The following is a 13633-nucleotide window of genomic DNA, read 5'->3' as shown; positions in this document are numbered from 1 at the left end:
AATTGACTAGCAAGGGAGGACAGTGAGAGCCGGCGCCCAAGCGAGGACCGCCTCGAAAGTCCGCCACGCGCCGACTTCAACCGCGAGCGAGTCTCGGCTGAGGTCTCCGGTTTGCGATCCCTTGATGCCGTTACCTTTGGAAGCTGGATCGACTCGACTGCGCGGCATCACGGCAACAGCTCAAACCTCGTGGCCTCGGGGTGCCGCATGGCGAATATCTCGAATCCTGAGATCCGGCGATCTTCGACCTGATCCTTGACATCAGCGCTGATCGTGGGCTGCTGTCGGTTCGCCAGGTCAACGAGCCGTCCTAACGATAAGCGGTTGCTGGCTGCATCCTATCAGCATGATAAACTGCCGCTCACATTATCGATTGCATTCTTCACGAAAGTAAAGGCCTCCTGGTTGCAAGGCAGGCCGAGCTGGCGAATGATTTCGTCGCGGGCCTTGGATGACAACTGCCAACCGAGCGGCAGCGGGATCTCGGTTGGCGACAGGCTGAACGTGACCTGCTTGACCAACAGACACCCCGGTCGGTTGGCGCACTCGGCCGGAGAATTACCCTCGAGCTGGTCGAGTGTCTGGGTCGCCTCTGCGGCGCGCGCATCGCCGGTTGCATAAAGCGCGGACAATTGGGAGCTTAACCCGAAGAAAGGCGCCTGCCTGTGGCGATCCTCTTTGCTAGCGCCATTGCGGATCCTGACGACGATGATCGATGCATTCGCAAGACGGGGATCATCGTGAACTGTTACGGCGGGCTTGAAGGGCCCACAGCTGGAGCTTTCTGCCGCCGCCGGATCTTGCTGGCCGCCGCGCAGCGTCCGGATCAGCCGGATCGCAGCCGTCAGTTCCGAATTCTCGAAATAGCCGCCCTCGACAAAATCCGAGGCACCGGCGCCATCAGGCACGTGCGCGGTCGACGAAATGAATGGAAACCGTGCGCTTATGATGCTGGCCGTCGTCAGCGGAATGTCGCCTGGCTTGACGTCGTGCAGGGTCCGCACACCGAAATTGCAAAGGTGACTGATCGCCATCGGCTCGCCATCCTGCACTGACGTCGTCATCAAGATCAGCTTGGGAACGTCGTCGCGCTGCAGGTCACTGAACCAGAGATCCTTCAAGGCGCTGGTTTTCGTTGCGGTTTGCCAGCCATTCGACCAGGCGGTCTCGAGGGCGCGTGACCGATCCCACTCAGACAGATCCATCAAGGGCTGCGGAACGTATTGCGTGAGAACCGTAGTGCTCAGGAAGGATCGCACGGTCGGGGCGAGAAGGTTTCGGCTTGCAATGTATTTTCCCAATTGGGCGGTATCGACGGAGCGCCAGCCGCGGCATCCTGACGGAGCCAGCCCTGCGCCAAGGCTGCCGCATACGTCGCAGCTCCGACGCTGCCACCGGACACGCCGACGATCGCAAACAGGTGGTCCGCGAACTTCGGATTTCGGAGGCTCAGTTCCTTGAGCACGATCGCAGTCATGGCCGCTGCGCGTATGCCGCCGCCCTCCGCCGCAACGATGAAGGCCGGTAGGGGCTTTTTGGCCGCGGGGCGCGCTTCTTCACCCAGTCGACGAACGCGGATCTGGCATCGAGCGGGACCCGGGCGGAGGGCTTTGGGAACACCTGCGCATGGTTGTCGAGATTGAGTGCGCCCAATGCCAGCGGAAACAGCACGATCACCGCCAGAAACGGAAACCGTTTGCGCGTCGCGGCCAGCGCAAGCAAACTCAAAACGGCAAGCGCGCCGGTTGCCCAAACTCGCGACCGCCGCAACGCCCGTCGAGCGCCAGAGCAGGATTACGCTCAGGCCCGTCAGAGCGCTCACCGCCATCATCAGTTTCGTGGTGCCGTCGTGCGACACGAACGGGCGCAATAGGATCTCAGGGGAGTTGATCATCGGGCAAGACCTAATGACGATTCCCTTGAAAGCGGCACCGAAACGCAGGGAGTGAAATAATCCAGACTTCATTTCGGTTATATCGCCTGTCATCTAAGAAGCTGTCACACCGCCGACGACGTCTCCTGTTGGCCCTTGGCCGACTTGACCAAACGAGCTTCTTTTGTCCGCTTCTGACGGTAATACGAACTTCGTTCGGCGGGCGAATTTATGGGTACGCGCAATAGTAATATCGATCTCACCAATACTGATGAAGTAAGTCCCCCTGTGTCCCCCAAACCAACGAAAGCATCCCGACGTGGGTCAACACCTGCAATCCGTCATGAAGAGTTTCTGCCAAACAGCGAATGCGCGTTGCCAGACGACTGGAGAGGATGGGCTTATCGAGAGTTCGGATGGAGTGTTGAGCGGGTCAACAACGAATGGGCAGAGTTCTCCGACTACTGGACCAGCGGCAACGCCGTCCATGGAGGTCGCAAAGCAGATTGGCCAGCAACCTGGCGCTCTCACTGTCGCCGCTCCGCGAACCGCGGCGGAGGCCGAACATCTAGCGGTAGCCTTGACCGGGGACTTGCTGGCGCCATGCGTTCAAGCTTGGTTGCACGCCATGGAGCAGCACAGCCTGGTAGTGGCGTCGGTCGGGGGACATCCCCCAGCGATTCCGGCGCTGACGAGCGAACAACGGTCTCAGCTATCCCACCAGGTGAAATCCATTTCTGAGATCTTGCAGCCGGCGAGGGTGCGCGGTCCCGAGCTGGATGTCGCCATCGGCAGTATGTTCGCCGTGATGAACGTCTACACCGGGGACGATGCGAAGCTGAAGATGCAGGTCGCCGACTGGTGCGAAGCCGTAGGTGAATACCCGCTGTTCGCCATCCGCAAGGCGGCGAAGTGGGCGGTGACCGGGAGGGAGAAGCTTCCCAGTGTGTCGGCGTTCCGTCCTTCGGGGCGGCCCTTTCATTTGGAGGATGGCGACCAACTACCGGCCCCTGAACGAGAAAGGGGGCCTCCTTTCGGCCCCCTTCCAATTATCAACCTCTGAGAATTTTCTTTACATCTCTCAATCCGTGGTGGTGGAGTTGGTCCCTGATGTTGTTGACCCTGATCCCCAAGCCCTTTCCACAAGATGGGCAGGTGATCTCAGCGTCACCTGGACATCTCCAAGCCCAAAACACGAGCTGGGGACCACAATCCTCACAGGTGATAGTACGGATTTCCTTAGATTTAAGTACTTGTTTCATTTAATATCTTTATCCTTATAGGTTAAGATACCGGTGTTGGTATCGTGAGTATGTATCGATTGCTGCATCGCAGCATTTGGAGATTCTGGGCGATTCCTGAAAAATATTTTCGGCGCCGAAATTGACTCATGTTCGTGGTTCGTTCACGGTGGGCACTCACCGCCATTTCAGAGCGAACCATGCCCACACTCGACTATCTCCGTTGGGAGATCGAGCGCATGCGCGTGCAGGTCGGCCGCCAGCGCAAGGAAATCCTGACCCTCCAGCGGGCCGGTATCCCGACCGCCTCGGCGGAAGAGCTGCTGCAGTGGATGCTGGACAAGATCGACACCCTCTGCACCGAGCGGGACCGACAGAAGGCCGCGGCAAAGCTCTACGGTCCGGGCAAGAGGGGCACCCCAGCACACCGCAGGATGTGATGGATAATCCCCGGCGGTTTCCGGCGCCGTGGGTGATGGAGGAGGACGAGCACGGCTCCGGGTGAGGGACGCCACCGGCTTCTTCATCTGCGGCATCGCTCACCGAGAGGACCTTCACCAAGGCCGATACCAGTACGCCAGCAACTTCCTTTCACGGGATGAGGCGAGGCGGATTGCAAAGGCCATCTCTAGACTACCTGAGTTGCTGAGGCGACCGCAGTATTGAGCCGCTGCAACCCTTGGGCGATAATGGGCGCCTGGGGGTGGTAATGGACTGGACGATTTTGGCGGTGGTGCTGGTCGGCGCGTTTTTCTGGTGGCGGCATACAAAGAACGCAGAGCGAGCCAAAGCTGCGAACGCTCGATTGGACCGAGACACTCGTCTGCTTGAGCACATCAAAGCCGCGAAACGCGAGCTGGATTGGCACGAAAAGGACAAGGGCTTCACTCTGCCAAACGATGGCGAGCTGTTGCTGGAGACCGCGCACTGGACCGCTTACAAGGTGCGTCACTTCGCGGAAAGCCGCGTCGGCTTCTATTTCAAAGACCTCGATGAATATGGGCTCTACGGCTTCTTCGCTGGGGAGCCTGGCCAATACTTTGACAGCTACTACCGCACCGATCGGACCTTTAAGACCGAACAGCGACTTTACACCCGGGGCGAGGATTAGAAATGGAGTGGGGATGGTTTCTTGCCTTCGGCATGGGGGCATTAGCGGGGTATGGGTTTCGGCCGACGCCAAAGGTGTCGCAGGACACCTCAATCTCTTCCCGGGCTTCAGCAATCGATCGCAGCAATCTTTTGCAGGCGTACGTGCGGGAGCTGTCAAACTATCTCGTACAGATCAACCCCGACCGGTATTACAAGGTCTACAACAAGGCCTTAGATGAGCAACAGAAGCTGTTCGCCGCGGATAAAACAACCCGCGAGGCGCAGCTTCATATCTTGACCGAGCGTTACCCCAACTATGAGAACTTCGATTTTGTTGGGACACGACCCTACGTCATCTACAGCGAGACACTGGAGCGCTATGACATAGACGATATTGAGGAGCACTTCCTCAACCTCGTTAAATTCCATTCTTTGCAGCGTGCGGGGTCAGAGGAGTGGCGGCGGCTGTTCCCGATGCTGGGCCAGCAAGAGCAAGAGCACCTAGGCAAATACATCCGGCAGGTCAGGGACACTAAGTTCAAGAATCGTCTTAAGCAGGCGGTCCGGGAATATGACGCGGCGCGGTCAAGCAAGCTCACAGACTTCTCATCAACCGATGGCGACAAGCTTTATGAATCGCGGGAAATTGCGGTTTACAAGCTCTACGACATCGCGGAATCGATGGAAGGGTACTGGTTCAAGGACACCAACGAGTACGGTATCCATTCCGCGTTCTACGGCGACAAGATAGGTGAGGTTTATGAGAGCTGGTACCGCAGCGACCGCACCTTCGAGGCGCGAGAGGTCCTTTACACTCTGTAACGTAGCCGGCGCCACGTCTTGCGCAGCAGATCCTCATGGCTCCCGTACTTCGCCTCCCAGCTCTTCACGCCGATGCGATGATACTCGTCATGGATACGCTTTAGGAGAGGGATTGGCGGGATATCATGCACGCCCTGTACAACGGCGGTGCATCCGATGCGGAAGTTAAGGTAGCGCTCGCCATTCGCCCTCAAGGAGGCTCAATAACATGGCGAGCTATTCGTATGTGGATAAAGCGGGGTGTATCTGGATCGATAGGTCCATGCCGAATGGGTGCGCCAGGAAGCGAGCATGGAGCAGATCCCAATCATCAGAAGCTGTTTTACCTCTTGGTGGGCATGGGCAAGATCCCTGCTGAACGCAATCTTCCGTTTTTCAATCAGCCTCGTGACAATCTACTGATCGTGCCGGAAATCGCCGACCACACGGACATCAAGGTGACCGGCAAAAGCATCAAGGTGAGCTGGAAGAACAGCCGGGGATCTTGAAGGCCGACCATACGGAGGATTTGACCGAGTTTCTAATCTGCAAGCTCGCAGAGCAGTGTGGTAATCGAAAGTTAGGAAGTGCGTCGCTCTGATTTGCTCGATTCTGATTCGTTCTTTGCGAACGGAAGGGGTCGGAAGCGTGAACGGCTACCTGTTGCGCTTCGCCATTGCCTCGATCGCTTTGGAAAAAATCTCCGGTCCTTGCCAAAACGCTAAAGTGAGCCCGTAGATCGTCATTACCGGATAGCCGGCCGCACCCAGAACAAAAGAAATGATGCCGGTGACGATGATGCGGGCGCCTGCAACAGTCGCAAGTTGATCCGCAATTTGGGAGAGGATTTTCAGAACCTTTAAGCCAGCTTCTCTGATCGCGGACGGTGTCTTTTCGTCTTCGATGGCTTCAAGCTCAATAGCTATCGTTTGCAGGGACGCCACGATCTCTGCGGCTGAATTAATCCGCAGCGATTGGAGCAAATCGGCGGACTCCTGTATCCGAGCGGCGAGTTCGTGGCGCGTTGCGCGCGGGGTGCTTGTGGGGAGGCCGGCGCCAGGCGTAGCCAAGGGAGTGCGAAGAGCGCTCCTGACGGATTCAATGAGTGCTTCGCTCGTTCCCCGTTCGAGCTCGTCGTCAGTCGCTTTGTACGAGTAGATGACAAAGCGAAACTCTTTCATGTCAAAGGGGATTGCGTGGCCGGTCTGTGCAAGCAGGACCGTCGGAAGGCCCGTCGCATGCCGCACTCCCAGCTCATAAAAGCCGTTCGGCGTTAGTTCTGTCAGGTCGGCTAAGACCAAATCGGCCGTCTGGACATCCTCCAGGATCTTTTCGTTTATCGCGCCATGGACGATCTCAGAATTGTACCGGATCATCTCAAAGTCGGGAAAATCGTGCCGAAAAACGGGAGCCACGAGCACATTGAAAATGGCCTCGGCCGCGTTGTTCTGCGGAGCTTTTTGAGGGCCAAAAGTCGAAATATACAGACAACGCTTCGAAGCCATAAGTGACCTAGGAAAAAGCCCCGACTGGTTACGGGGCTCGTCGCCGCCGAGGGGTGGCGCGAAGGCGCCGAACCTCTGTAGGCTAGCACACGTTGGGCGGGTACCTCTAGACGTCCGATACGCGCAACTCTAAGCTGCCGTCTTCAATATGGAGTCATTGATGCCTCCAAAAAAGAAGCCTGCAGATCTTGCTGCGAAGTTAGCCAGCGTCACCGCTGTTCTAGTTGCGGTTGGAGCGTTGATAGCGGCCGCCACACCAATCTATCAGGCTGTTGTAGCAGCGTCTTGTAAGATCTCGCAGTGGTCATGGTGCGAAGGTGAACTACCTAAGGCAACCGGCTTAGCAATAGGAGCAACCGGCTGGATCTACGTTGGCACGCGCGTTGGAAATACGTGGGACGTTACAAAGCGAGAAGAGAAAGAGCCTCCGCTTACGCTGCAGACAGGTGGACTACCTCAAGAAGGAGACACCTATGCGGTACTGCAGACCGTGTATCTTCGTGAGAAGAGCCCGGAGATGCCCAAAGACGGAAGTCGGCCAGAGATGACGGCTTCCAAGGGCGTCATAGGTCCCGGCAGCAAAGTGAAGGTGGACAAAGTCGTTACCTACGACCTTAAGAACCCGGATTCGACCTGGGTGTTTGCACACATCACGCTCATCGGTAGAGTGGGTGAATAACGTGTTAGTCCTTAGTCAAGCCTTTCTTCCGGCCGGCACCTGGTCGGCGACTGCCTTTCATCCCGCACGCTCCTGTGCGAGCAACACCTTGCGGTACCGCTCCTTGGCAGCATCTGCATTAGCCCGAAGTGATAGATAAGCCGTGTAGGCGTTGAGGGCGACTTGCTCGGCTTGAAGCCACGCGGCCTTCGCGTCGTCCATTAGAAGTCCTCGTGCGCTGTACGATGGTCGAGTTCGTCCTTCTTGGGCTTAGGCTCGAACAGAGCAAGCGAGATGTGGCCGTCGCCGTCGTGCTCGCATCCGGCCGGATTAAACGATGCCTTCAGCTTGAGCCGCAGACCCTAGGAGGTTTCGATGATGCTGCCGACGTTTTCGGTCACATACTTCATCTGGCTGTCCTTCTGGTAGGTCCATGCGAGCGCGTGGGCGTTGGGATATTGGTTTCGACTTTCACTTTCTATGCTTTCGTTGGGTTGATAACCGGCGCCAGCAACTCTGCGGCGACCGGATAGGTGAGGGCACGCTTCATCGTGGCGACATTGTCCTGTGCCCAAATGGTTGCGCGGGCCTCGGGGTCAGCGGCGAGCAGGGACCCCTTGAGCTTGGCCACCCCTTGCTCGGTGATTGTGTAGCCGTTGCCGCGCGGCTCGATCTCGACCCAAGGCTGTCAAGGTCATATAGATATCGCCCCACGCCCCATTTTACCGCAGCGTGTTCGAAGGCACCTGAAATCGCGCCTTTCTCGAGGGATTCATCGACCTTTCCGGTCAGGTCGGCTTGTTCAAACTCAGCAAATTGGTTTCGCTGTGCAGCCGGAGCTATTTCTTTGTCCAGCCACTACCGAACGATGAGGCCTTTAAAGACCAATACGCGCGCGCGATGGAGCATCGAAACGATGCCGGTACGGATGAAATCATCAACATCACAGACGATGCCAGCAACGACTGGTGGGAGACCAAATTCGGCCCGAAGCTCAACCGCGATGCCGCTGAGCGCTCGAAGCTTCACGTCGAAGCGCGAAAGTGGTTGATGGGCAAGTCGCAGCCGAAGAAATATGGCGACAGGGTCGACGTGAACCGCACTGCGGACTAAGAAATCGCCGCCCGTGTTCACGCTCAAAAGCGATAACAGTTAACCCCGTGCCTCAGCCACTACGTCTACAACGGCCAAAGCTCTGCGCCAAACAGGCCGCCGGCGCTCTTCGGCGCTGAGCGCTATTCCTGGATCGAGGGCAGCACCAAGCGCGGCAAGACCGTTGGCAGCATGGCGTGGCTGGTCGAACAAGCGGCGTTCATCGGCAAGGAGGGCAGGGAATTCCGGTGGGTCGCGCCCGTCAGCGCTGTCGCACCCATCGCCTTGAAACGGTTCGCGAGCAACCTCCCCAGGTACTACGTCCGCAAATCATCTCATCGAAGGGCGACGGGTATTCCTGCACAGAATGTAGGTCATGAGACCGATTTCCATGTCGGCTTTGGTGCCAAGGTCACGCAACGACTTCGTTTGAAACCTGTGCGGTAACTGCAGCGAGGGCGTAAAAGGTCTGCGCTAGTGTTGCTGTTGGCATGTTGAGAAGGAGTAACCAATAGGGATCCACGCGCGCTGAGTGTCCCCCTGGCGGGCCGTGAAACCGGGAATGTCAGCTATCTCTTACATGCTGCCATCTGCCTGATGAGACCGCCAGACCGCTCGGACAGCCCTGTTTACGAACTGATGAAGAGCATGCGACGGCCAAAGTGCGGAACGCGAGCACCACCGCTGCCCGGCACCTTGGTCACTACCAGCGAGGCGTCTTCGCCGACCTCGCCGATCGGAAAACCGAGCCGTGCCAGGCCCGCGACATCCTTGTAGCCGGGACGAACGCATGGACCCTGACTGGTGAATGCTGATCGCGAGCGCGATGTAGTGACAAGCGCATTGTCGATGCAAAGAGTCTACATTGGCTGAAGTGCAAAGAGTCGAACAATGGAGTTGACTTTGAACGCCCGATTAGGAAGGCCGCCCGTAATCGGTGCGCCAGGAATTGCTGCCGCTGCGCAGGTCGTCGGCACGCTGAAGGACGCACGCACTGCGGCCGCTCAGCAACGCGGGACGCGTGCGATGGAGTACTTCTGTGGCCTGGATGTCGGCATGGACGGGACCGCGATTCGCGTGGTGGATGACAGGGGAAGGGTGATGGTGGAGGCGGCAGCGACCGAGTTCTGCTGCGGCGCGCCTGCCGGCGGTCTGCCTGGAGACCCCGCATGCGGCGCGCGGCGCTGAAGGGGCGGCGCAACAAGCCCGACAGGGCGGACGCGCTTGTGATCGCCCATCTGATGGGCACCGGTTGGTACCGCACGACACGTATCAAGAGCGCGGCCTGCTACCGGCTGCGGTTGTTGCTGACGCGCCGACGCAGTCTGAAGCGCAAGTTCTTGGACTTCGAGAACGCGATCCGCCACCAGCTCAGCGTGTTCGGCATTCGCCTCAACCAGGTCGGACGGGGCGGTTCTGTGCAAGCGGAGCGCGAGGCGGTGGCCGGTGATGCGCTGGTGAGCGAGCTGATCTACGCATGCTGAACGCGCGTGCTGCGTTGTGGAAGGAGTACTGCCGGCTGCACGATCGGCTGGTCGCCGGCCACACGCTTCGTGCAGATCCCCGGCGCGGGCCCGGTGGCGGCGCGCAGCTTCATGACTGCTGCCGACAATCCGACGCGCTTCAGGAGCTCGCGCGACGCGGCAGCGTATTTTGGCCTGACCGCGCGGCGCTGGCAATCCGGAATCTCGGTCGACGTCCAGGGCCGGATCAGCAAGGCGGCCGACCGCGACGCGGGTAGGGCGTTCTATGAGGCGGCGAGTGCATTGCTGACTCTCTGCAAGAAGCCGGACAGGTTCAAGAGCTGGGGCCTGGCGCTGGCCAAGCGCTCGTCGGACCGCAAGGCAGCGGTGGCGGTGGCGCGCGAACTCGCCGTGATCATGCATGCGATGTGGCGGCGCCGTATATTCTGCTGCGGTGATCCGTCAGCATCGGAGGCGGATCTCGACGAGAGGTATACGGCCAAGGACCGCCGCTTGCTCGGCGACCATGCCTGACCGACCCGAACCGATGGCCGAGCGATGACCCGATGAGCGCAACGTCTTGAACACGGAGCTCCGCGACAGCGGAAGAGACCTGGTGCAGATCAACGACGACGGAACGCACGCTATCTTGCCTGTGGCCACGCACCCAATGTGCGATCCGGACCACGCCGGAATGCCTGTGACGTGGCTCCGTCCAGTCGATGGAAAAGTGCGCCGCGATAGCGTCCGCGCTGCCTTGCTGCAGCGACGACTGGCCGTCGCTGAGCGCGGAAGAGTGCTCGGCGCCTCGGGACTCGCTGTTGGGGTGGTGCATCGCGTTGCCGCGTGGCGCAGCGGGCCTTGTCGCAGAAAAGAAAGGAAGCGAGAATGGCCGAGGTCAGAGGGACGAGACGCCCGATTAAGACGGCTCTTCAAATCGGGCTTCGAGATAGCGGTGCACGGGGATAGGACGGCCGTGGCCAAATCCGGAGCCTGGTGCAACGACTTGGAAGGTCGTTGCCACAAGGGAGAGCTCCGATGAAACAGTACGTTGGATTGGACGTCGGCCTTGAAGAAACCAGCGTTTGCATCGTCGATAGCGAGGGTCTCACGGTCCGCGAAATTAAGGTTAGTACGGAGCCGGAGGCGATCCGCTCCGCTGTAGAAGGTTACGCGGATCGCCTCGATAGAGTGGAGGTCGAGGCGTCGTCGCTAGGCATCTGGCTGTACCGCGAATTGCAGTCAGCGGGGCTTCCAATCATTGTCGTGGAGGCGCGCCACATGCGCGTTTCGCTGTCGACAATGCGCAACAAAACCGACCGAAACGATGCGCGCGGCATCGCGCGAATCATGCGGTTGGGCTGGTACCGCGCCGTCCATGTCAAGAATATCGACATGCAGAAAATGCGTACCCTGCTGACCAACCGGAAGCTGCTGAAGCGCAAGTTGGTCGACCTCGAGAACCATGTTCGCGGTGCACTGCCAGCCTATGGGTTGCTCGTCGGAGCCGTCTCCCGAGGGGCCGGCCTTTGAGACTCGCACCCGCGAGCTGATCGAGCACAGCGACCCGATCTTCGTGATGTCCATCCGGGTCATGCTGGATGTGCGCCGTGCGCTTCTCGAAGGCTACGATCGACTGCATCGCGTGCTGCTTCAGGTGGTCCAGCATGATACTGTTTGCCGGCGTCTGATGACGGTTCCCGGTGTCGGTCCGGTCGTCGCCTTGTCATTCAAGGTCGGGGTTGATGACCCTCATCGCTTTAGCCGATCACGCACAGTGGGCGCCCATTTTGGCCTGACGCCGAAGCGCCACCAGTCCGGTACATCGATCGATTTTGAAGGTCACATCAGCAAACAGGGCGACATCTCCGTGCGGGAGGCGCTGTGCGAAGCGGCTGCAAGTCTGCTGCTACGGGTCAGAAAATGGTCGGCATTGCGCGCGTGGGGCCTGCGAATTGCTAAGCGATCGAGCATGCTGTGCGCGATTACTGCGGTCGCGCGAAAGCTCGCGGGCGTTCTTCACCGGATGTTGGTCAGCGAGACCGATTTCCACGTCGGATTCGGAGCGAAGATCACGCAACGGCTGCGCTTAAGGCCAGCGTCGTAGCTGCGGCGCAGGCTCGGTTAGGAAGGTGCTGGGTCAACGCCCAGTAGGTTGAGGAGGAGCACAATTAGAGATCCGCGCGCGCGGTGAGCGTCCCCTGGCGGGGCCGCGAAACGGGGAATGTCCGCTATCTCTTGCCTGCTGCCGCCCTTCGGGGACGAGAGCGCTAAAGTGCTTGGACAGCCCTGTTTACGAACCTGATGAAGAGCATGCGACGGCCGAAGTGCTGAACGCGAAGGAACGCATGGACCCCGCCTGCGAATGCATGTCGCGATCGCGGCTGAGGTGAAGTTTGTGCTTATTGGTGGAGGGAAGCAGCGATGCTTATTTTGCGAGGAGTCGAGGAAACGAGGAAAAGCGTAGGAATGAGTTGACTTTGAACGCCCGATTAGGAAGGCCGCCCGTAATCGGCCTGCTGCGGAGCGTGCGGCCGCAGCGCAAGTGGTCTGCACGCTGAATAACCCGCACACTGCGTCGCCTCAGCAACGCGGGAGGCGTGTGATGGAATTCTTCTGTGGCCTGGATGTCGGCATGGACGAGACGGCGATCTGCGTGGTGGACGACAAGGGCAAGGTGCTGCTGGAGGCGGCGGTGGTGACCGATCCCGACGCGATCAAGGCGGCGCTGGCGCTGTATCTCGGCCGCTTGCGGCGGCTTGGCCACGAGGCCGGCTCGCTGTCGCCCTGGCTGCATCCGGAGCTGTTAAGACTTGGATTGCCGGCGGTCTGCCTGGAGACCCTGCATGTGCGCGCGGCGCTGAAGGCGCAGCGCAACAAGACCGACAAGGCGGACGCGCTCGGGATTGCCCATATCATGCGCACCGGCTGGTTCCGGCGTGCGCATATCAAGAGCGCGGCCTGCTACCGGCTGCGGCTGCTGCTGACGCACCGGCGCAATCTGAAGCGCAAGTTTCTGGATCTCGAGAACGCGATCCGGCATTCGCTGAAGGTGTTCGGCATCCGCCTGAACCGGGTCAGCCGTGGCGGCTTTGCGCAAGCCGTGCGCGAGGCCGTGGACGGCGACGCGCTGGTCAGCGAGCTGATCGACGCCATGCTGGCCGCGCGCGCGGCGCTATGGCAACAATACTGCCGGCTGCATGACCTGGTGGTCAAGCTGGTCGCCGGCCACGAGCTGTGCCGGCGCTTCATGCAGATTCCCGGCGTTGGCCCGATCGCGGCCTTGAGCTTCATGACCGCGGTCGACGATCCCTCGCGCTTCAAGAGGTCGCGCGATGTGGCGGCATATTTTGGCCTGACCTCGCGGCGCTGGCAGTCCGGTTCGTCGATCGACGTCCACGGGCGGATCAGCAAGGCCGGCGACGGCGACGTGCGCCGCGCGCTCTACGAGGCGGCGAGCGCGCTGCTCACCCGCTACAAGAAAAAGGACAAGGTCAAGAGCTGGGGGCTGGCACTGGCCAGGCGGTCCTCGCACCGCAAGGCGACCGTGGCGGTGGCGCGCAAGCTCGCCGTGATCATGCACGCCATGTGGAGCAGCGGCACGTTCTACTGCGGTGACCCGGATGTCGCGGCAGCAGACGTCAGCGCGCGCGCCGCGGCCAAGGATCGCCGGCTGCTCGGAGTCTACGCATGAGAAGCGCAAGGGATTTGCACGTCGGCGGCACGATGCCCGCCGCGAATTGAACACGGAGCTCCGCGCGAGCGGATGAGGACTGGTGCAGCACACGAACGACGGAACGCACGTTATCTTGCCTGCGACGGTGCATCTTCGGATGCCGACCGATCGCGCCGGATTGCCTGTGATGTGGCTCCGTCATGCCGATGGAAAGATGCGCCGCGACGGCGTC

Annotated in this window: 14 protein-coding genes and 2 pseudogenes; 10 read left to right on the top strand and 6 right to left on the bottom strand. The window is 59.8% G+C overall.

Features of this window, described 5'->3' with window-relative positions; all coding sequences use genetic code 11:
• Nucleotides 1-341: 341 nt before the first annotated feature.
• Together ACVIGA_RS03030 and ACVIGA_RS03025 are read right to left on the bottom strand one after the other, a co-directional pair.
• Nucleotides 342-1205 (bottom strand): hypothetical protein, encoded by an 864-nt coding sequence (locus tag ACVIGA_RS03030; protein WP_456665240.1) that lies wholly within the window; start codon nt 1203-1205, stop codon nt 342-344.
• A 38-nt stretch (nt 1206-1243) separates the two neighbouring features.
• Nucleotides 1244-1966 (bottom strand): hypothetical protein, encoded by a 723-nt coding sequence (locus ACVIGA_RS03025; RefSeq protein ID WP_456665239.1) that lies wholly within the window; start codon nt 1964-1966, stop codon nt 1244-1246.
• A gap of 535 nt (nt 1967-2501) precedes the next feature.
• On the opposite strand from ACVIGA_RS03025, the gene ACVIGA_RS03020 reads away from it, so the two are divergent.
• From ACVIGA_RS03020 to ACVIGA_RS03000, 5 genes are all read left to right on the top strand, one after another.
• A complete protein-coding gene (locus ACVIGA_RS03020; RefSeq protein WP_456665238.1) occupies nt 2502-2936 on the top strand; it encodes a hypothetical protein in 435 nt (144 codons plus the stop codon).
• A gap of 378 nt (nt 2937-3314) precedes the next feature.
• Nucleotides 3315-3554, top strand: coding sequence for a hypothetical protein (locus ACVIGA_RS03015; protein WP_456665237.1), 240 nt, complete (start codon nt 3315-3317; stop codon nt 3552-3554).
• A gap of 269 nt (nt 3555-3823) precedes the next feature.
• On the top strand, nt 3824-4225 hold the full coding sequence (locus ACVIGA_RS03010) for a hypothetical protein (RefSeq protein ID WP_456665236.1): 402 nt from the start codon (nt 3824-3826) through the stop codon (nt 4223-4225).
• A gap of 2 nt (nt 4226-4227) precedes the next feature.
• Nucleotides 4228-5028 carry a hypothetical protein gene (locus tag ACVIGA_RS03005; protein WP_456665235.1) on the top strand — a complete coding sequence of 267 codons (801 nt, stop codon included), beginning with the start codon at nt 4228-4230 and terminating at the stop codon, nt 5026-5028.
• A 125-nt stretch (nt 5029-5153) separates the two neighbouring features.
• The gene (locus tag ACVIGA_RS03000) at nt 5154-5516 is read left to right on the top strand and encodes a hypothetical protein (protein WP_456665234.1); all 363 of its coding nucleotides are present in this window, start codon (nt 5154-5156) and stop codon (nt 5514-5516) included.
• Between the two features lie 147 nt (nt 5517-5663).
• On the opposite strand, the gene ACVIGA_RS02995 is transcribed toward ACVIGA_RS03000, so the two are convergent.
• Entirely contained in the window at nt 5664-6512 is an 849-nt protein-coding gene (locus tag ACVIGA_RS02995) for a hypothetical protein (protein WP_456665233.1), read from the bottom strand.
• A gap of 160 nt (nt 6513-6672) precedes the next feature.
• Here ACVIGA_RS02995 and ACVIGA_RS02990 point away from each other — a divergent pair, with 160 nt between their 5' ends.
• The gene (locus ACVIGA_RS02990) at nt 6673-7191 is read left to right on the top strand and encodes a hypothetical protein (protein WP_456665232.1); all 519 of its coding nucleotides are present in this window, start codon (nt 6673-6675) and stop codon (nt 7189-7191) included.
• 57 nt (nt 7192-7248) lie between these two features.
• On the opposite strand, the gene ACVIGA_RS02985 is transcribed toward ACVIGA_RS02990, so the two are convergent.
• Both ACVIGA_RS02985 and ACVIGA_RS02980 read right to left on the bottom strand, forming a co-directional pair.
• The gene (locus ACVIGA_RS02985) at nt 7249-7392 is read right to left on the bottom strand and encodes a hypothetical protein (protein ID WP_456665231.1); all 144 of its coding nucleotides are present in this window, start codon (nt 7390-7392) and stop codon (nt 7249-7251) included.
• A 256-nt stretch (nt 7393-7648) separates the two neighbouring features.
• Nucleotides 7649-7801, bottom strand: a complete 153-nt coding sequence (locus tag ACVIGA_RS02980) for a hypothetical protein (RefSeq protein WP_456665230.1) — start codon at nt 7799-7801, stop codon at nt 7649-7651.
• 167 nt (nt 7802-7968) lie between these two features.
• Here ACVIGA_RS02980 and ACVIGA_RS02975 point away from each other — a divergent pair, with 167 nt between their 5' ends.
• Nucleotides 7969-8283, top strand: a complete 315-nt coding sequence (locus ACVIGA_RS02975; protein WP_456665229.1) for a terminase small subunit-like protein — start codon at nt 7969-7971, stop codon at nt 8281-8283.
• Nucleotides 8284-8891: 608 nt separating this feature from the next.
• Here the strand turns inward: ACVIGA_RS02975 and ACVIGA_RS02970 are convergent.
• A complete protein-coding gene (locus ACVIGA_RS02970; protein WP_456670726.1) occupies nt 8892-9113 on the bottom strand; it encodes an acyclic terpene utilization AtuA family protein in 222 nt (73 codons plus the stop codon).
• A 175-nt stretch (nt 9114-9288) separates the two neighbouring features.
• On the opposite strand from ACVIGA_RS02970, the pseudogene ACVIGA_RS02965 reads away from it, so the two are divergent.
• The 3 genes and pseudogenes from ACVIGA_RS02965 (at nt 9289) to ACVIGA_RS02955 (ending at nt 13419) form a co-directional block, all read left to right on the top strand.
• Nucleotides 9289-10259: pseudogene (locus ACVIGA_RS02965) on the top strand (IS110 family RNA-guided transposase).
• Between the two features lie 504 nt (nt 10260-10763).
• A pseudogene (locus tag ACVIGA_RS02960) lies at nt 10764-11832 on the top strand (IS110 family RNA-guided transposase).
• A gap of 498 nt (nt 11833-12330) precedes the next feature.
• Nucleotides 12331-13419, top strand: coding sequence for an IS110 family RNA-guided transposase (locus tag ACVIGA_RS02955; RefSeq protein WP_456665228.1), 1089 nt, complete (start codon nt 12331-12333; stop codon nt 13417-13419).
• Nucleotides 13420-13633 lie beyond the last annotated feature (214 nt).

Source organism: Bradyrhizobium sp. USDA 3240, assembly GCF_054063295.1.
Note: the sequence above shows the minus strand (reverse complement) of the source record. Positions and strands in the feature narration are given on the sequence as shown.

Excerpts from the sequence above, each read along its gene's own strand:
- ACVIGA_RS03030 (WP_456665240.1), bottom strand. The coding sequence starts at position 1,205 with ATGGATCTGTCTGAGTGGGATCGGTCACGCGCCCTCGAGACCGCCTGG.
- ACVIGA_RS03025 (WP_456665239.1), bottom strand. The coding sequence starts at position 1,966 with ATGAAGTCTGGATTATTTCACTCCCTGCGTTTCGGTGCCGCTTTCAAG.
- ACVIGA_RS03020 (WP_456665238.1), top strand. The coding sequence starts at position 2,502 with ATGGAGCAGCACAGCCTGGTAGTGGCGTCGGTCGGGGGACATCCCCCA.
- ACVIGA_RS03015 (WP_456665237.1), top strand. The coding sequence starts at position 3,315 with ATGCCCACACTCGACTATCTCCGTTGGGAGATCGAGCGCATGCGCGTG.
- ACVIGA_RS03010 (WP_456665236.1), top strand. The coding sequence starts at position 3,824 with ATGGACTGGACGATTTTGGCGGTGGTGCTGGTCGGCGCGTTTTTCTGG.
- ACVIGA_RS03005 (WP_456665235.1), top strand. The coding sequence starts at position 4,228 with ATGGAGTGGGGATGGTTTCTTGCCTTCGGCATGGGGGCATTAGCGGGG.
- ACVIGA_RS03000 (WP_456665234.1), top strand. The coding sequence starts at position 5,154 with ATGCACGCCCTGTACAACGGCGGTGCATCCGATGCGGAAGTTAAGGTA.
- ACVIGA_RS02995 (WP_456665233.1), bottom strand. The coding sequence starts at position 6,512 with ATGGCTTCGAAGCGTTGTCTGTATATTTCGACTTTTGGCCCTCAAAAA.
- ACVIGA_RS02990 (WP_456665232.1), top strand. The coding sequence starts at position 6,673 with ATGCCTCCAAAAAAGAAGCCTGCAGATCTTGCTGCGAAGTTAGCCAGC.
- ACVIGA_RS02985 (WP_456665231.1), bottom strand. The coding sequence starts at position 7,392 with ATGGACGACGCGAAGGCCGCGTGGCTTCAAGCCGAGCAAGTCGCCCTC.
- ACVIGA_RS02955 (WP_456665228.1), top strand. The coding sequence starts at position 12,331 with ATGGAATTCTTCTGTGGCCTGGATGTCGGCATGGACGAGACGGCGATC.